Raw genomic sequence first — 18,330 nt, forward strand, 5'->3', positions numbered from 1 at the left:
GTGACGCATACCAGTCCGGTTGCGTCACAGGATTTTTTTATGGATAGGGGGCATAGGTGAAAGTCGGCAAACGGTCAGGAACGGTGTTGGCGGTGACCGGATTGGTGCTGGCAGGGGCAGTATTGCGGTTGCCGATCACCATGATGCCGCCGATACTGGGAGACCTCAAAGACTCCATCGGGCTGCCTACCTCGTGGGCCGGGCTGCTTACCACCATACCGTTGCTCATGTTCGCCCTCGTCTCGCCGCTGATCGGCAGATTGGGGTCACGGCACGGCAACGAGTTCACGCTGATGTGCACGCTCGCGCTGCTCACCATAGGCAGCTACATGCGCATCGTTCCCACTTCGCTGGCACTCATGGTAGGTACGGCAGTGGTCGGCATCGGCATTGCCGGCGGCAATGTGCTGCTGCCCGCGGTCATCAAGGAACGTTTCGTAAATTCCACCGCTTCGAAGACCACGCTGTACACCACAGTCATGGGTCTGATGGCATCGGTTGGCACCGCGGCGTCCGGTGTGCTTGCGGGCAAGGTCGGCCTGCAGTCGGCGATGGCGTTGCTCTCGTTGGTGGCTCCGTTGGCGCTGGCGGTCTGGTTTGTGGTATGGGTCGGTGACCGTAAGGTGGATCGAGCCGGACTTGAAGGGCAGGCAGTCGATGTCGCGCGTAATGCAGCATCGAATTCGACTCATGGGGAGGCTGCGGGCAATACTGTCGAAACCAGTTCGCCGAGGCGCTCGCCATGGCGCTCTCCATTGGCGTGGGTGATTCTGGCGTTCTTCGGCCTGCAGTCGGTGATCTACTATTCGCTGGTCACGTGGATGCCGAGCGTCTGGCAGGCCAAAGGCTTCAGCCCGGCCGCTGCAAGCACGTTGGCAACCATCCTGCAACTGCTCGGCATGCCTATGACATTGAGCGTGCCTACCATCGCGAAACATCAGCACGGCATGGCCTGGGTCAACGCCATCATCGCCGGCTGCTATGTGCTCGCGATTGCCGGTCTGCTGATGCCTGGGGCCAACATGACGCTCAATGTAGTGTGCGCTGTGCTTATGGGACTCGCCCAAGGAGCGGCCTTCAGCATCTGCATCGTATTCTTCCAGCGGCGTGCATCCTCCGCAGACGATACCGCCCGGCTCTCCGGCATGGCGCAGTCCGGCGGCTACGTGCTTGCCGCCATCGGGCCGGTGGCGTTCGGCTGGGTCGATGAGGCGCTGCATTCGTGGACACCGGTGATCGTCATGGTGTTTGTTTTGGTGGTGTTGCTGTTCGTTGCGGGCGTTGTCATTATTAAGCACCGCGATATCTACGAGCGGCGTCTGGTTCCACACGCAATATAATTTGTTCTCCATTCGAGAATGTATCAGATAAATAATTGGTAGAGTGTCTAACAAGGCTATCAATATCGATATGCAAGGAGCAATAATGGCTGAACTATTCACTGATGAAACGTCTCAGATGGAACTGCTGCGCAAGTTCGTAGGCTTCCACACTGAAAACGGCAATGAGAAGGTCGTGGCCGACGAAATACAGCGCATCTTCGAAGGTGCTGGAGTGCACAGCGAGGTGTTGCCGTTCGATGACGACCCGACACGCGCCAACCTGGTGGCCGAGGTGGGCCATGGCTCTCCGGTTCTGGTTCTCACCGGCCATATGGACACGGTTTCCGCGCAACAGGACGGCTGGAACACCGACCCGTTCGAGGTGGTGGAGGACGGCGACCTGCTGTTCGGGCGCGGAGTGACCGACATGAAGGCCGGTCTTGCGGCGATGGTTATTGCCATGCTGCATCTCAAGCAGCGTGAAAACGAGCTTCATGGCACGGTTCGCCTGCTGGCCACCGCCGGCGAGGAAGTCGGCATGCCGGGTGCCGAGCGTCTGTACGATGCCGGATACATGAAGGACGTGGAGGCCACGATCATTGGCGAGCCTTCCGGGTACACGATGGTCTACGCCACCAAGGGTGAACTCAACCTTGACGTCACAGTGAACGGCAAGGCCGCCCACAGCTCCATGCCAGAGCTCGGGGCCAACGCCGTGGAGGGCTTGGTCGAGTTCCTGGAGACGCTCAAGACGCGCATCCGTGGCGAGGTCGCCGGCGTGAAGAACGCCGACCTTGGCGAGACGCTGTTCAACATCGACGTGATTCGTGGCGGCAGCCAGGTCAACACGATTCCCGAGACCGCGCACGCTGAAATCAACATGCGCATCATCCCCGAGTTCTCCAACAAAGCCATTCTTGAGGCGGTCGATGAAGAGGTGGCAAAGTTCAACGCTGAGCACAAGGCGCAGGTGAGCTATGAGATCGGCATGGACATCGTGCCGGTCATCGGAGCCAAGGAAGCGCGGCTCAACGACATCATCCGCGAGGTGGGCGAGGCGAGCCTGGCCAAGCAGGGCAAGCCGGCCTCCATTGAGCTCGTCGGAGTGTCCGGCGGTACGGATGCCAGCAAACTGCTGGTAGACAAGCCTTTGGGGCAGCCGTGCACCATGTTCGGGCCGGGCAACGACACCATGCATTGCGTCAACGAAAGCCTGCCGAAGGCCATGTATTTCGAGTTCATCGGCATGTATGAGCAGATTGCCGCTCGCTATCTTGGGGCGGAGTGACCGGACACGAAACCAGTAACGTATATATGGCACTAAGTGCTGCATGAATTATAGCCCTGCCACAATGTAGGGCTATAATTTTGTATGTTCTTTCATTGAGATCAGAGGTTTCTAGCGGTATTTTGGAATATGCCAATTCGTGACAGAAAGTGCATATTATGAATTCAATGAATAAACTCGATCGTGAGCGAACGTCAACGCAAGCAGTGACGGCAGCGGCAACGTCGCCTGCTAAAATGGCCGGCAGGGGAGGTGCCTCGCTGATTGCGGCACTGATGGCGGGCTATTCCGTCGCTTATATGGATCAAAGCATGTTCTCCCTGACCGTGATTCCGCTTGAAAAGCAATTCGGCCTCAACACCGGGCAAACGGGCCTGATCATGTCGCTCTTCTTCCTAGGGTTCTCGCTCACTCAGATTCCCGCGGGCTGGCTTGCCGACCGGTTCGGCTCCAAACGGGTGCTTATGGCCTCGCTGGCGGCGTGCGGCATAGCGGCATTCCTCTTTGGCGTCGTGGGCGGGTTCGCATTGTTTATCCTCATCCGCATCGTCTCCGGCATGGGGCACGGAGGCTATCCGGCGGCCAGCAGCCGTACCGTGGCCGACTGCTTCGCCCTGGGCAAGCGTACCTTCGCCCAGTCGATGCTCGTCTCCACCTCCGGCATCGGCGGCGTGTTGGCCTACACACTCGGCAATCAGCTGGTATCGGCCAATTGGCGCGTGGCTTACGCGGTGCTCGGCGCATTTTACGTGGTGGGCTTCCTGGCTGTCTGGATTTTTGTTCCTGGACGAAAGTCGGCTGAGGCCGGTTCTGGCGCTGCAAAGGTTGCCGCTGGAACGGCGCAGGATCAGGATGATGATACCGCGTCCGCATGTGAGAAGATCGGACTGCGTGAGGTCATCAGGGACCGCAACGTCATCGTGCTCTTCGCAGTCATGCTGCTGCTCAACGTGGTGCTCTTCGGCGACATGTCGTGGCAGGCCTCGTTCATCACCACCAAATTCCACATCACTGCCGTGCAGAGCACGTGGATTCTTTCACTCAACACCGTGGTGTGCGCCGTGGCTTCGTTGTGCTCAGGCAGTGTGATGACCCGTTTCTTTGCCGGTCATGAGAAGGCCGCCATCGCCGTTTCCTCGCTCATCGGTGCTGGGTTCACCGCGGCATTCGCGGCGGCGGGGGACTTGACGGTGGCGGCGCTGCTGATGATGTGCTCCAGCCTAGCGGTCATGTTTGCCTTCACTGCCACGTTCGCCTGGCCTCACCGCATCCTGGAGGAGCGCACTATCGGCTCGGCCATCGGCGTGATCAACACCGGCAGCACGCTCGGCGGCTTCATCGCCCCTATGGTGACCGGTCAGATTGTGAACATGTCAGGTGGCTTGTTCACCCCAGCGTTCATGTTCTTGGCAGTGGTGTGTGCATTAAGCGCTGTTGCCGTCCAGCTGGTCAAGGTGGAAGACAAGTAGTTTCGTTCCGCAAGTCCGCAAATAAAATGAGGCAGTGCCATCACTAAGCTGGCATCGCCTCATTTTTGTATGTTTCCTTTGAACTTTGCTCTTACCCTTCGCGGTGAGGGGTGGCGAGGAAGTGCTTTTCGCTCGGCAGGACCAGACACAGGACCACCGCCACCACGAACGAGATGGCGATCGGGTTGGTGGCGAAGATGGACTGGAAGAGCGCGGGGAAGTTCTTGAAGATGGCGCTCACCTGCGTGAAGCCCAGGCCGATGGTCAGGCTGAGCGCGGTGATGGTGATGTTGCGCTGGGTGAAGCCCGCCTCGGCGATCATCTGGAAGCCCGAGAGGATAATGTTGCCGAACATCATGATGGTGCAGCCGCCGAGCACCGCCTGCGGCATAGAGTTGAACACTTGGGCCACGGCGGGCACGAAGCTCGCGACAATGAGCAGCAGACCGCCGGAGAGAATGACCTTGCGGTTGACCACTTTGGTGAGGGAGACCAGGCCGATGTTCTGTGCGAACGAGGTGAGCGGCAGGCAGCCGAAGAAACCGGAGACGATGGAGATGAGGCCGTCGCCGGCGATGGCGCCGCTGGTTTCCTTGTCGGTGGGCAGACGGTCGAGGCCCACCTTCGTCAGGGCCGCGGTGTCGCCGAGCACCTCGACGGATGAGACGACATACAGCAGAGCGAACGAGATGATTGAGCCGATATCGAACTTCGGAGTAAACGGCATGAAATGGGGGAGGCTTACGACTTGGAGGTGCGAGAAACCGGAGAAATCGACCTTACCCATGAACACGGCCACGACGTAGCCTACGACCAACCCGAAGAGCACGGAAAGCTGCTTGGCCGTGCCGCGCGCGAGCAGCTGGAAGGCCAGGCAGGCCACCAGTGAGATGAGGCCGAGCGTCAGGTTCTGCCAGCTGCCGAAGTCCTTGGCGCCGTTGCCGCCGCCAAACGAGGAGGCTGCGGTGGAGAGCAGCGAGAAGCCGATGGTGGTCACCACGATGGCCGAGACGATCGGCGGCACGTACTTCTTCCACCACTGGGCCGTCAAGCCCAGAATGAGCTCCACGAAACCGCCGGCGATGACGGCGCCCATGAGGCCGCCGAAGCCGAGCTTGCCGACGATGGCCGTGGCTGCGGCCACATAGGTGAAGGAGATACCGGTGACCATGGGAAGGCGGCTGCCGACCCGCCAGAGGGGGTAGAGCTGCAAGCAGGTGCCGAGGCCTGCCACCAGAAGACCGTTCTGGATGATCATCGCGGACTGTTCGCTCGACAGGTTCGCGGCCGCGGTGACCAAGAAGATGGGCGCGAGGTTGGCCACGAACATGGCCATGACGTGCTGGAGGCCGAACGGGACGCCTCTCCAGAAGGAGATCTTGCCGTCAAGCGAGGTCAGGGCTTGTGCAGTGGTAAGTTTTGGCTGGGCGGAAGAGGTTGTGGATGTGTCTGCCGATTGCGAGGAAGAATCCCCGCGTTGCTGATCAGTGCTCAAAAGGGTCTCTTTTCAGTGAAAACGAGATAGTGCTGACCTGCAACATTCTACGCTTCGGGGAGACCCGTGTTCACGGCGGAATGGGAACGGCAATGAACGGAGGCGGGGAAGCGCCTGCAAGGTTCACAATCAGGCGAATTCGATGGTGCCCTTATCGCCGTCCATGGACTTGACCACGGCGAGGGATTCCACGTCGTATCCCGCGTCCCGCAGCTCTTTGCCGCCGCTTTGGAAGCCTTTTTCGATGGCTATGCCGATGCCTTCAATCACCACACCTGCTTCCTTGCAGATGTCAATGAGGCCCCTCATGGCTTTGCCGTTCGCCAGGAAATCGTCAATGAGCAGCACATGTTCACCGGCAGAGAGGAATCGCTTGGAAACAATGACGGGGAACTCTTTTTGCTTGGTGTAGGAGTAGACCTTGGCTTGGTACTGGTCTCCGTCAAGATTGATGGACTGGGTCTTCTTGGCGAACACAACAGGTACGTTGCCGAAGTGGCTGGCCACACAGCATGCGATGCCGATGCCGGAGGCCTCGATGGTGAGGATTTTGTCCACACGCTTCCCGGCGAACAGGCGTGCCCATTCTGCTCCCATGTGGTCGAACAAGGTCACATCGCATTGATGGTTCAGAAAGGCGTCCACTTTGAGCACGTCACCAGGCTTGACGGTACCGTCTTGGCGAATCCTGTCTTCCAGTTCTTTCATGGTTTCCCTCTCATGCCTTCGGCCGGTTCGATGGAAACATGGATTCCGGCCTTGCTCGGAAGCCACATTTATATGGTTGATTAGGCTTCCGAGCTTAGCTGTGAGCGGTGACGAGTGAGGCAGGTGCGTGCCGATGTGAGCTGCAGGCATATTTGCCGGTGTGGGCTGGATTACCATGGCCTCATGCACATATTGCTTCCGCCTTCAGAAGGTAAGACTGCACCGGCAGCCGGACCGAAACTCAACTATGCAGCATTGCTCTGCCCGCAGCTTGGCGATGCCAGGGCGCGAGTGGTAAAGGAGCTGGTTGAGGTCTCCTGTCGGGAGGATGGCGCACGGGTACTTGGCGTGGGTGCGCGCGTGGAGCCTGAAGTGTTGGCGCAGAGGCGGTTGTGCGAGCTGCCGTGCGCTCCGGCGCGAGAGGTATACACCGGGGTGCTGTATGAAGCGGCACAGTTGCACGCCGGAGATGACGTGTTCATATTCTCGGGATTGTTCGGCGTGACGAGTGGGGAGGATCTCATTCCGGCCTACCGGCTTGCGATGGGCGCCAAACTGCCTGAACTGGGCAGCGTGAAGGCATACTGGAAGCGTGTGTTTGCGCAGCAGGAAGCTCGTAGGGTGGAAAGGCAAGCGGCGGGAGAACAGGGTGGCGGTATGGCGCAATGCGTTGGCAATGATGGACAGGATATTGTCGATATGCGTTCCGAGGCATACCAAGTCACGCAATATCGTGATGTGCCATGGTGGACTGTGCGAGTGCTGAACAGTGATAGCAAAGTCGTCTCGCACATGGCCAAGCGTTACCGTGGCAGGTTGACGAGAGCACTGCTTGATGCGCAGAAGGATGCCGTCGGTGGTGAACCTGCGGGCGGCAGGGGGAGAAACGTCGATGTGGCCGAGGTGGCACGAACAATAGGCGAGGTGAGTGTTGAGGCGGCGGACAATAGGCGAGTGCTCACGCTTGCGCCGTATGGAGCGTAGAACGCAGAACTGGTGGATGAGAATACGCAGGTAAAGAACTTGGCATGCTACGAATTTTTGCTATGAACAATGCTGGTGTGTGGCTCTCGGCAGGGCGATTTCTGCTGCTGTTTGTTACTGTCCGACACCCACCGATAAGCTGGAAAGAAAGGCACGTCTGCGCGATGTAAAGAATAAGGCAAGCGTAGTCAGCTACATAAAGGGGTAGACCATGGAAGACACCGCCTTGGGCACTATTGGGCCGCGCATCAAAGTTGCGAACACGCTTATCGAACGCGAGCTCAACAACAGGGTATCGGGACTGGTGCCGGGTCTTGACTTGACCGGCCCCCAAGTGACGTTACTGGTGTATCTCTATGATTCCAAAGGGCGCACGGTGACGCAGAAGGAAGTCGCTGACCGCTTTGTACTCAGCCATCCAACTATGCGCGGTATAGTGCGGCGCCTTGAAGCTGCCACGCTTATTGACATATCGCATCTGCAGAGTGACCGCAGGCAAGTGGTGTTGTCGCTCTCATCTCATGGGTTTGATGTCATTGACCGCCATATTGGCGATATTCGCACCGTGATGGATGAGGTGAATAAGCGCATCGTCAGTGGTCTGAATGAAGAGGAGCAGCGTGCGCTGGAACGCAGTTTGACGAGAGTGATCAATAATTTCTGACGCTGCCGATCGTGTGATTTCTTGCCTCTGGGCGCTGTGTAGGGGTAAAGCGCGGGCCAGGCATATGCCTTGTGCTGATGCAATGCGCGAAATTGGGAGCCTATGTCTGTAGCATGCTGCAATCTATTAAATGTAGCTAGCTATAGAAAGGGCATGTAGTGACTCAGGCGACAACCAAGCGGCAAATGCCGCAGCAGGGTAGCGGCAGTAAGCGCTCGCAATCCCGGAATAACGGAGAATCTCAGGTATCGAAGGGGCCCGAACCTGCGGATCTTATCAGTTCCAAGCAGCGCGGTCCCATGATGGCAGTGCTGTTGTTCGGGTCATTTGTGGCTCTGCTGGCCGAGACGTTCCTCAATAACGCACTGACCACTATCATGGAGTCGTTCGCCGTGAGCCAGTCCACCGCGCAATGGCTCACCACCTCGTACCTGCTCGTGGTCGGCCTCATGATTCCGATGTCGGCCTGGCTGTTCAACTCGTTCAAGTTGAAGCCCAACTTCCTCGTCATGATGGGCGTGTTTTTTGTTGGCTCCATCGTGTGCATCTTCGCGCCGAACTTCTGGGTGCTGCTCGCAGGACGCCTCATCGAAGCCGTGGCCGCCGGAGGTCTCATGCCGTTCATCCAGAACGTGATCCTCATGATGTTCCCACCTGAGAAGCGCGGCATGGCCATGGGCATCACCGGCCTGGTCATCGGCGTGGGACCTGCCATCGGACCGACTATCTCCGGTCTGATCTTGAAGTGGTCCGGCTGGCAGATGCTCTTCATCGTGCTTGCCGTAGCCAGCGGTCTGACGTTTGTGCTCGGCTGCGTTTTGGTGCACAATATCACCACTCCGAAGATGGAGAAGACTGACGTGCTCTCGTTCGTGGAGTCGATCGTAGGCTTCGGTCTGTTGCTCTACGCCCTGTCGGACATCGGAAATACGGGCAAGGTCACGCCGCTGCTGGCGGTGCTGCTTGTGGTCGGCATCGTGGTGATCATCATGTTCTGTGTGCGCCAGCTGCACCTCGACAAGCCGCTCATGAACATACGAGTGTTTGCCAACGGTCGTTTCAGCCTGAGCACTGCACTGAGCACCATCAGCAACATTTCCATGGTTGGCATAGAACTCGTGCTGCCGCTCTACCTGCAGACCACTCGAGGCGAAAGCGCGCTGGCCGCAGGCCTTGTGATGATGCCCGGCGCCATCGTGATGATGCTGTGCAACCCGATCTCCGGCACGATGTACGACAAGTTCGGCATTCGCAGGCTCTCGCTGTTCGGCTACGCCATGCTCATCATCGGTTCGCTGCCCATGCTCTGGTTCAACGCCTCCACCAGCCTCCTCGAGATCGGCCTGCTCTATGCGGTGCGCATGGTAGGTATCTCATTCACCATGATGACCACCTTTACCGAAGGCATCAACGCCATCGAACCGGAACTGACCGCCCACGCCAACGCGGCATCGTCCACCGTACGCCAAATCGGCGGTTCGTTCGGCACTGCCATCGCCATGCTTGTCATTGCTTTGGCTGGTGCGAGCGCTGGAACCGGCGCCAGCAAGGCCGCGCAGGCCGCAGCTCAGGCCACGGGCTACCAGTGGGGCTACATCATCATGCTGATCTTTGCGATCATCGGTTTCGTCGGTTCGTTCTGGCTGCCGAGTGCCAAGGGGGCGAAGGGTAAGCAGAACGAGATTTCCGCTGCAGTGTGAGTGGCAAGTCTTCGAAATAGAACGCTGGGGGCTGCTGTGCTGAGCGCGGTGACCCTAGCGTTCGTGTCTTTTAGCTATTAACAATGCATTGGAGTACTTTCCCGAGGCTGGTATTACTTGCCGCAGCATCTACGGATCATTGCTGCCAGGTGCATAGAGCATGAGATGTTGGGAAAACTCGCAATGATTCTTCCAATAGTCGAAATCAGGTAATCTAAAATACGAGACATAATAAATATCTGAACTGGATAAAATGAAGGATTTCCTATGCAATATTACGCAAGAACGAGCGATCATGGGTATGAAAGTTGTGTAGAACACCTTGTCATGGCAGGCAGTTGCGCGGGCGTCTTCGCTAATCAATTCGGATATCTCGATGAGGGTCTAGTAGGTGGTTTGCTGCACGATATCGGCAAATATTCGGATGATTTCCAAGAGATGATACGTCACACAGATACACGCCGGCATGTTGATCATTCAACGGCTGGGGCGCAGGTTGCTCTGAAGGAATTGCGTAATTCGTTGTTGCCTTTCTCCATTGCTGGGCATCATGCAGGTATTCCCGATTTGGGTGCCAGCACCACCACAAGTGAAAGTTCGGCGCTACAGGGGCGGTTGAAACGAGTTGTTCCCGATTATAGTGCTTGGAAGGAGCAATTGAACGTTGACGGCATAAACCTTTCCAATGGGTATACAAACTCAAAAGAGTCATATTCCGAGATGATGCTGATTCGTATGCTGTTCTCATGTTTGATTGATGGTGACCGGTTGGATGCGGAATCATTTACCAACCTCGATGTCGATCGACAAGAAACACAAATGATTGAAGGTTTCCACGATGCATATGGCACCGAGAATCTAGCGGATGAACGTGCTCCGAAATATGAGCGGATGCACAAACAGTGTGAAATTGAATCTGATAAAGTCCATGAAAGCCAGCAAAAAACACTTCGTCGCTTGTTAGCGGTTTGCAGAGATAAAAACGAGTCTTTCTTTACTGCTGACAATAAAAGTACGCTGGATAACAAACGTTGCGATTTACTTCGGCAGTGCACTCAGCACGGTAGTTCGCCAGATTGGGGAAGCGATATCTATACGCTTACTGCTCCAACAGGTAGCGGGAAAACCAATGCATCTTTGACCTTCGCGCTCGAACATGCTGTGGCTCACAACAAAAGCAGAATCATCTATGTCATTCCGTATACCTCAATCATTGACCAGACTGTGGGAAAGTTTGAGGAGGAATTCGGCACTGGTGTTGTACTTCCTCACTATGGTGAGGCATCATATCAGCTTATTGGTGAAGATGACTTGTCAGGCGACGATTTACGCAAGAGTTTGGCCAGCGAAAATTGGAATGCGCCAATAGTCGTCACCACTGCGGTGCAGTTCTTTGAAAGTCTGTATTCAAACAAGACATCGCAGTGCAGGAAGCTGCATAACATAGCAAATTCCGTAGTGATCTTTGATGAAGCGCAAACGCTTCCGGTACCGTATCTAAAACCGTGTGTACAAGCCATTGCGGAATTAACGAAGCATTACGGCGTGACTTCGCTGCTCTGCACAGCGACTCAGCCAGCACTCAACGATTTGTTTGCCGACGCCTTCGATGATAAAAGCAGGAAGATTCGTGAAATTGCACCGATGAGCGAAGATGACTTTTCAGGATTCAGGCGTAACCGAATTGAGTACATCGGCGATGTCGAGCTATTGGACTTGGCGGTTCAGCTCGATTCACATAAGCAGGTGCTCTGCGTGGTGAATACCAGAGCGGAGGCTCAGCAGATTTATAATCAGATGGTTGGAGAGGGGAGTGATGAGGGGTATTTCTGTTTGACCACTCTGCTGTGTGCGTCTGATCGAGTACAGCAGTTTGCGCAGATAAAAGAGCGATTGGGTAATGACATGCCATGCAAGGTTGTTTCAACGTCGTTGATTGAAGCGGGTGTTGACCTTGATTTTCCTGCGGCGTATCGAGAGAAAACGGGATTGGACTCCATTCTCCAGACAGCCGGAAGATGCAACCGTGAAGGTAATGGCGAGCCTGATGAATGCGTAGTCAAAGTGTTTTCTACGCGCGAAGGTAATTTAAGCATGATCAGCCAGAATCGTTCTGCTCTTGATGCAGTGATGAAGAAATATGAAGACATACAGTCGTTGGCTGCGATTCATGCTTATTTTAAGGGATTATTGTCTTTGAAAGGTGACAAAGCCTTAGACAGCAATGAGATTTTACGTATGCATGAGATGGATTTTGTTCCTACAATGCCATTTGTACAAATTTGCAGAAAATTCAAGCTCATCGACTCCCCGACAGTTCCTGTTTATGTGCAGATCAACGATGAGAGTAAAAGCCTGTGTGAGCAGCTTGTCAGTGGGCATTACAGTCGTCAACTGTTCCGCAAACTTGGAAAGTATGCCGTGAATGTATGGCCTCGGCAATTGGAGAATCTGCAAGGAGCCGGCGCCATCCTCGGATATTCGCGAGATGGCGATGCCGGCGAAGAAGAATGCTATGTCTTACGTGATGTCGAATCATTCTATAACCAGAAAACTGGTTTGAATGTAGAAGAGCAGTACGGAAGAGGAATTTCAGTGTGAACAGCAGTGTCTCCTCGAGACTTCGCGAATGCGAAAGTTCGGGAGGGAATGCACATCAACTAATCCATATTTCAATCCACGCCAGACCGGCGACGTTCAGATTCTGACATGTCTGATTGATTTCATGGATAGTTTTATGCATGGTATGCTCGAATCTGGAAGATGCGGAGATGTAAGGGAGCACGTCTATGTCGGTCAAACTTGAAGTGTGGGGAGATGGGGCGCTCTTCACACGCCCTGAGATGTCAGTAGAACGTGTCTCCTATGATGTGATGACACCGTCGGCAGCGCGCGGAATTCTGGACGGCATATATTTCCATCCCGGATTGCTTTGGAAGATTGACAAGATTACGGTCATGAATCCGATACGCTTTGATAACATACGGCGTAATGAAGTTTCTGAAATTGTGAGCGGGCAAAAAGTACGTTCCATGATGTTGGGGAAACCGGAAAGTGTTATTTACACTTCGAATTCAATTCAACAGCGTGCTTCTATATATCTGCGTGATGTTCATTACGTTATTGAAGCACATTTTAATATGACACGGAATGCTGCGCCTAGTGATACCCCAGCTAAGTTCATCAGCATATTCAATAGACGTGCGCAAAAAGGGCAGTGCTACAGGACTCCTTACTTTGGCTGCCGAGAATTTCCTGCCAATTTCAAATTGTGGGAAGAGCCTGATGAACCGAAAGGGTTCGAGATAGGCGAGCGGGACTTGGGCTATATGCTCTATGACATGGATTTCAGAGACATGGCGCACATCCATCCTCTTTTCTTTAGAGCAAAGCTCAGCGACGGAGTACTGGATGTGAGGGACGTCGAGGTGGTCTCATGATTGAAGATTTGATTCGTCTCTTCGATACTTTGGCGCAGAAAGGGAAGGTTCCGGCATACGGTCAGGAAATTGTTAATGTCCCAGTCGGTTTGGAGATCGATGATGCAGGTGAATTGATTCGTGTACTTCCGTTGGGCGATACAACAAAGAAAAAGCGTCGCAATGAAATGCCTGTTCCGGCGAGAGTAGTTCGTTCGAGTGGTATTCGAGCTAATTTTCTCTGTGATACCGCAGCGTATTTGCTTGGATTCAGTGGTGATGCTGATAATAAAAAGGCCTCGGATCGTGCATACAAGTGTTTTGAAGCATCCGGTGATTTGCATAAAGGTTTGCTTTCCGGAGTAGAGAGTCCAACGGCTCAAGCAGTGTTAGCCTTCTTTGATAAAGGACCGCAGTATCTCGCCATGCAAGAGTTGGTTGATGATGACGAATTGAAAATCGTTAAGCAAGCCAATCTTATGCTGTATCACGAGGGTCAGCCGGTCATGGAAGACGCCGTAATCGCACACGTTTGGGAAGATAACTTCTCGCGTGCTTCTGATGATTCCGAGAAAGTGTCTGGCGAGATTAAGACGGAAGAAAGCCTTGTGGACGGAAAGCTGGTCGTTCCGGTAAACATTCATCCCAAAATCAAGCACGTTGCAGGTGCGCAATCGGTAGGCGCCTCATTGGTTTCGTTTAACGCCGCTGCATTTAATTCCTACGGGAAAGAACAAAACGGCAATGCGCCAATGAGCGCCGAGCAGGCGAACAAATATGTGACGGCGCTTAATACGTTGCTTGCTGATCGTCAGCGTACGGCGCTGCAGGGGGACACAACTATAGTTTTTTGGTCAGAATCAGCCAATCCTCAATACCCTAAGACGCTTATGGAAGCGCTGGGTCTGGAAGAAAGTGCTGAAGGGACACACAGGGGTGACCATGAAGCGGACATAGCGCAGGCAGTAAAGTTACTGGCACAAGGGGAAATGGCTGACTTAGATGGATTCAAGCTTAACCCAGGGGAACATTTCTATATTCTTGGTCTTGCTCCAAATGCTGCCAGGCTGTCTGTTAGGTTCTATCTGAAAGATACCTTTGGTTCTTTCCTTAGTAACATCAAGAAGCACTATGATGACACAGCTATCGTCAGGCCACAGTATGAGAAAACGTCAACGATGCCGCTCTGGCGCATGCTCAACCAGACTGAGAATAAGAAAGCCAAGAGCGGCGTACCTGCTGTCTTAGTGGGAAGCGTACTCCGTGCAGTTTTCATGGGTACTCCGTATCCAGCTTCATTGCTCACTAACGTTATGCTGCGCATACGCGTTGAAAAAGACATCAACGCTGATAAAGCTGCGATTATCAAAGCGTATTATCTTCGTAGTCCAAACCAAGGATGCCCCAAGGAGGTATTGCAAATGACAGTTAATGAAGAGAGTCATCACATCCCTTATGTGTTGGGGCGTATGTTCTCACTCTATGAGCAGATACAGTCAGCTGCGAACCCAGACATTAAAACCACCATTAAAGACAAGTACTTCTCAGCTGCTTCGCAAACACCGTCTATGATTTTCCCTCTTTTGGGAGATCTTGCGGAGAAACATATGCGTAAGCTGCGTAACCTGACTCCAGGGCAGCAAGTGTATCTGGGCCAGCAGCTCAGAGAGTTGGCTGGCAATATTGGTGAGCAGTACCCAAAGCGTCTCACCTTGCCTGAACAAGGTGCATTCCAGCTCGGATATTATTTCCAGACACAGAAACGCTATGAAAAGAAGACGCAAAACGAAACTACAGAAAACAACAAGTAGGAGAAAACCATGAGTGAAGTAATCAAGAATCGTTACGATTTTTCGGCGTTTTTCGATGTTGAGAACGGTAACCCCAATGGTGACCCTGATGCGGGCAATATGCCGCGAATCGACACAGAGACCGGGTTGGGGATTATTACCGACGTGTGTTTGAAGCGTAAGATTCGCAATTATGTGCAGATGATTGATGACGATAAATCGCCTAACAGGATTTATGTTCAGGAGCGAGTGCCGCTTAACAGGCTCGACGCAGGTGCCTTGGAAACGTTTGGCATTGATGCTGATGCCAAAACCGTGGATAAGAACATCAAAAAAGCCAAAAATGATGACCCTGATCTCGACATGAAAATTCGCGATTATATGTGCTCCAACTTCTTTGATATCAGAACTTTCGGTGCTGTTATGACGACGTTTGTCAAAGGAAGTTTGGCATGTGGACAAGTTCGTGGACCAGTTCAGTTGGGATTTTCGAAGTCGATCGATCCAGTAGTTCCGCAAGAGGTCACTATCACTAGGGTTTCGGTGACAACTGAGAAGGACGCTGAGACGAAGAACAACACGATGGGGCGCAAATACATCATTCCTTACGGTCTTTACCGTGTGAATGGATATATTTCTGCCAAGCTAGCAGAGAAGACTACCGGTTTTTCCGAGGAGGATCTTGAACTGCTCTGGCAGGCAATCTTGAACATGTTCGAGTTCGACCGTTCAGCAGCGCGTGGCAACATGGCTGTACGTAAGCTGTATGTGTTCAAGCATAGTAACGATTTGGGTGATGCTCCATCATATAAGCTGTTTGACAGTGTTACAGCGAAGCATAAACAAGATGTGACTGCACCGCGGAGCTTTGACGATTACGATGTCGCTTTTAGTCGCAATGGTATACCTGACTGCGTTGAAGTGAGCGAAAAAGTCGAAGGCATCGTGCTGTGAATATTGAATTATGCAATGTGCCGAAGTTCAGTACATTTTGCGAGATTCTATTATGGCTGTAGCTGAGAGTAGATGTGCACAGGGATTGTCCCAAGGGCCGACCGAATATCCTGAAGAGGATTGGTTGGCCCTTTCGGGCATTCAACACTTTGCGTTCTGCAAAAGGCAGTGGGCATTGATTCACATTGAGCAGCAATGGGAAGAAAATGAGCGAACGGCCAAGGGGCAGTTGGAACATCGGCGAGCTGACGATTATCGACAATCAGAGTCGCGCGGTGACGTACTGCTGATGCGGTCGCTCAGGATTTTTTCGCGCCGACTGGGAGTCACTGGCATTTGTGATGTCGTCGAGTTTCATAGTGATGACGATGGTGTCGAATTGCAGGGGCGCGACGGTACATGGTCAGCATATCCTGTGGAATACAAGCATGGACGTTCGAAAGCCAAGGATGAGGACCGTCTGCAGTTATGTGCTGAAGCTATGTGTCTGGAAGAGATGTTGGCATGCAGGATTCCGGAAGCCGCACTCTACTATCATGAGACTCGACGCAGAGAAACGGTTGTATTAAGTGACGATTTGCGTGATCAAGTGGTGCAGATGTTTGCGCAGATGCATGAGGTATATATGAGAGGGAACACTCCAAAAGCGAAACGCACAAAGGCATGCAACGCCTGTTCATTGAAGAACCTGTGTCTGCCGGAATTAGCCAAGGCGCGGTCGGTGCAGAGTTATATAGAGCAGGCATTGGATGAAGCTTGATATAGGAGAGAGGGAAAATGCGACGATTTTTGAATACCTTGTTTGTCACCACTGAGGACGCTTATCTTTCGACCAAGAACGACAATGTTGTAGTGCAGGTCGGTGACAAGAAGCTGGCTGCGGTTCCACTCCGTTCGATAGAGCAGATTCTGTGTTTTAGTTATAAAGGTGCCTCCCCTTCTTTGATGGGAAAATGTGTGGAGTTCAATGTTGCACTTTCGTTCTTTTCTCCACGAGGGCGGTATTACGGTTCTGTTCTTGGTGAGCAAAACCGTAATGTGCTGTTGCGGAGGGAACAGTTCCGCATTGCCGATGATGGCAGCAGGAGCTTGCCCATAGCGAAGGCTTTCATTTTGGGCAAGGTCTTTAACTGTCGCTGGGTGTTGGAACGTACGAAACGTGATCATTCTTTGCGTGTGAATGTTGAGAGGCTGTCGAAACAAAGCATGCTGCTGCATAGTGCCGTTGACTCGATAGGCGCTGCGAAGAATATTGATGAACTGAGAGGTGTTGAAGGTAATGCGGCGAAAGATTATTTCTACGCTTTTGATGATTTGATACTGAAGCATAAGGATGATTTCTACTATGAGGCGCGCAGCCGCAGACCTCCGTTGGACAATCTTAATGCGTTGCTTTCATTCGTATACACTTTGCTGACCAATGATTGTGCTGCGGCGTTGCAGGGTGTAGGGCTGGATCCTTATGTTGGTTTTATGCATACGGACAGACTGGGAAGAGCATCGCTTGCGCTGGATTTGGTGGAGGAGTTCCGGCCGGTTCTGGCAGATAGGTTTGTGCTGACGCTGATTAATAACGGTGTCGTCAAACCCACTGATTTTGAGAAGCATGAGAATGGCGGTGTGCTGCTTAACGAGAAGGGGCGTAAGACGGTGCTTGCAGCGTGGCAGAAACGGAAATCGGAAGAGATTACTCACCCGTACCTGCAGGAAAAGTTGCCGTGGGGGTTGGTGCCGTACGTGCAGGCGTTGCTTTTGGCAAGGACGTTGCGCGGAGATTTGGATGGATACCCGCCGCTGTTGTGGAAATAAGGCAGAATATATCGGGAAATATCAATGGGCGAACTTTCTGCGCAGCATAGAGGATAACGAGAGTCGTCTGCCTGCTTGTGGGAAGCGTTGCCTGTTTGGCACATGATGGTCGAGGTTGATGCACATGATGGTAGTTGTTGTTTATGATGTCAATACGGAAACGTCTTCAGGTCGGAGGCGTTTACGCAATGTGGCGAAAACATGCATGAGATATGGTCAGCGGGTTCAGAACAGTGTTTTTGAGTGTGTGGTGACTCCGGCTGATTATGCGGTGCTCAAGGACTGTTTAGAGAGGATAGCGGACCTCGGATTGGATAGTCTTCGGTTTTACAATTTGGGCGCCAAGTATTCGAACCGGATTGAGGCCGTAGGTGTCGAGAGGCACCTGCCAGATGACGGGATTATGATGTTGTGATTGTTTATTTCGTCCATATGGTGTTGTGTGTTGTGTGAAGGTGAAGTGCTCAGTAAAGTGTGGTGGGTTCGCACCTTTGCTGGTGTGAGGAACCGCTATTGTGATGGAAGTAGAGACGTGGTTTTCCTATATACTGGGCATGAGAAGCATGGTGACTTTCTCAGGATGCGTTGATAATTGAATAGAGAGACAAGATTTGTCTGGATGGGGTTGGATGAATAAGGATTCTGATAGACTGTATCTCGCATGGTGAGAAGTAATGTCTCATTTTTGCAGTCACCCCCTCACGGGGGTGTGGATTGAAATGAATCGG

15 protein-coding genes and 1 CRISPR repeat array (1 of these 16 only partly in view) are annotated in these 18,330 nt (G+C 53.2%); of the genes, 13 read left to right on the forward strand and 2 right to left on the reverse strand.

Translation table 11 applies throughout. From position 1 onward, the window contains the following. Positions 1 to 56: 56 nt before the first annotated feature. The 3 genes from ACSYSO_RS03655 (at position 57) to ACSYSO_RS03665 (ending at position 4,079) form a co-directional block, all read left to right on the forward strand. Complete coding sequence (locus ACSYSO_RS03655; protein WP_489760343.1) at positions 57 to 1,340, forward strand: MFS transporter; 1,284 nt, start codon at positions 57 to 59, stop codon at positions 1,338 to 1,340. A gap of 85 nt (positions 1,341 to 1,425) precedes the next feature. Beyond that, positions 1,426 to 2,610 (forward strand): ArgE/DapE family deacylase, encoded by a 1,185-nt coding sequence (locus ACSYSO_RS03660; protein ID WP_489760342.1) that lies wholly within the window; start codon positions 1,426 to 1,428, stop codon positions 2,608 to 2,610. Between the two features lie 167 nt (positions 2,611 to 2,777). Continuing rightward, positions 2,778 to 4,079 (forward strand): MFS transporter, encoded by a 1,302-nt coding sequence (locus ACSYSO_RS03665; protein WP_491702019.1) that lies wholly within the window; start codon positions 2,778 to 2,780, stop codon positions 4,077 to 4,079. 91 nt (positions 4,080 to 4,170) lie between these two features. Here the strand turns inward: ACSYSO_RS03665 and ACSYSO_RS03670 are convergent, their stop codons facing one another. Together ACSYSO_RS03670 and ACSYSO_RS03675 are read right to left on the reverse strand one after the other, a co-directional pair. After that, positions 4,171 to 5,478, reverse strand: coding sequence for a nucleobase:cation symporter-2 family protein (locus ACSYSO_RS03670; protein WP_491702054.1), 1,308 nt, complete (start codon positions 5,476 to 5,478; stop codon positions 4,171 to 4,173). A gap of 225 nt (positions 5,479 to 5,703) precedes the next feature. Next, a complete protein-coding gene (locus ACSYSO_RS03675; RefSeq protein WP_489798539.1) occupies positions 5,704 to 6,282 on the reverse strand; it encodes a xanthine phosphoribosyltransferase in 579 nt (192 codons plus the stop codon). 183 nt (positions 6,283 to 6,465) lie between these two features. On the opposite strand from ACSYSO_RS03675, the gene ACSYSO_RS03680 reads away from it, so the two are divergent. The 10 genes from ACSYSO_RS03680 to cas2 all read left to right on the forward strand — a co-directional run bounded on the left by ACSYSO_RS03680 (position 6,466) and on the right by cas2 (position 18,017). After that, a complete protein-coding gene (locus ACSYSO_RS03680) occupies positions 6,466 to 7,266 on the forward strand; it encodes a YaaA family protein (protein WP_491702020.1) in 801 nt (266 codons plus the stop codon). A 211-nt stretch (positions 7,267 to 7,477) separates the two neighbouring features. Continuing rightward, a complete protein-coding gene (locus ACSYSO_RS03685; RefSeq protein ID WP_491702021.1) occupies positions 7,478 to 7,930 on the forward strand; it encodes a MarR family winged helix-turn-helix transcriptional regulator in 453 nt (150 codons plus the stop codon). Between the two features lie 158 nt (positions 7,931 to 8,088). After that, complete coding sequence (locus tag ACSYSO_RS03690; RefSeq protein WP_489798456.1) at positions 8,089 to 9,630, forward strand: MDR family MFS transporter; 1,542 nt, start codon at positions 8,089 to 8,091, stop codon at positions 9,628 to 9,630. Between the two features lie 267 nt (positions 9,631 to 9,897). Next, positions 9,898 to 12,231 (forward strand): CRISPR-associated helicase Cas3', encoded by a 2,334-nt coding sequence (gene cas3, locus ACSYSO_RS03695; protein ID WP_489798454.1) that lies wholly within the window; start codon positions 9,898 to 9,900, stop codon positions 12,229 to 12,231. Positions 12,232 to 12,419: 188 nt separating this feature from the next. Continuing rightward, complete coding sequence (gene cas5c, locus ACSYSO_RS03700) at positions 12,420 to 13,070, forward strand: type I-C CRISPR-associated protein Cas5c (RefSeq protein ID WP_489798453.1); 651 nt, start codon at positions 12,420 to 12,422, stop codon at positions 13,068 to 13,070. Then, positions 13,067 to 14,860 carry a type I-C CRISPR-associated protein Cas8c/Csd1 gene (gene cas8c, locus ACSYSO_RS03705; protein WP_489798451.1) on the forward strand — a complete coding sequence of 598 codons (1,794 nt, stop codon included), beginning with the start codon at positions 13,067 to 13,069 and terminating at the stop codon, positions 14,858 to 14,860. The genes cas5c and cas8c overlap by 4 nt, the downstream gene beginning before the upstream one ends. Before the next feature lie 9 nt (positions 14,861 to 14,869). Then, a complete protein-coding gene (gene cas7c / locus ACSYSO_RS03710) occupies positions 14,870 to 15,793 on the forward strand; it encodes a type I-C CRISPR-associated protein Cas7/Csd2 (protein WP_489798449.1) in 924 nt (307 codons plus the stop codon). 52 nt (positions 15,794 to 15,845) lie between these two features. Further along, a complete protein-coding gene (gene cas4 / locus ACSYSO_RS03715) occupies positions 15,846 to 16,553 on the forward strand; it encodes a CRISPR-associated protein Cas4 (RefSeq protein WP_491702022.1) in 708 nt (235 codons plus the stop codon). Positions 16,554 to 16,570: 17 nt separating this feature from the next. Next, complete coding sequence (gene cas1c, locus ACSYSO_RS03720) at positions 16,571 to 17,602, forward strand: type I-C CRISPR-associated endonuclease Cas1c (protein ID WP_491702023.1); 1,032 nt, start codon at positions 16,571 to 16,573, stop codon at positions 17,600 to 17,602. Between the two features lie 127 nt (positions 17,603 to 17,729). Next, on the forward strand, positions 17,730 to 18,017 hold the full coding sequence (cas2, locus tag ACSYSO_RS03725) for a CRISPR-associated endonuclease Cas2 (RefSeq protein ID WP_491702055.1): 288 nt from the start codon (positions 17,730 to 17,732) through the stop codon (positions 18,015 to 18,017). 275 nt (positions 18,018 to 18,292) lie between these two features. Next, positions 18,293 to 18,330: a CRISPR direct-repeat array (repeat unit 31 nt; unit sequence GTCACCCCCTCACGGGGGTGTGGATTGAAAT); it runs 1,285 nt beyond the window's last position.

It is taken from the genome of Bifidobacterium sp. ESL1130 (genome assembly GCF_058507935.1).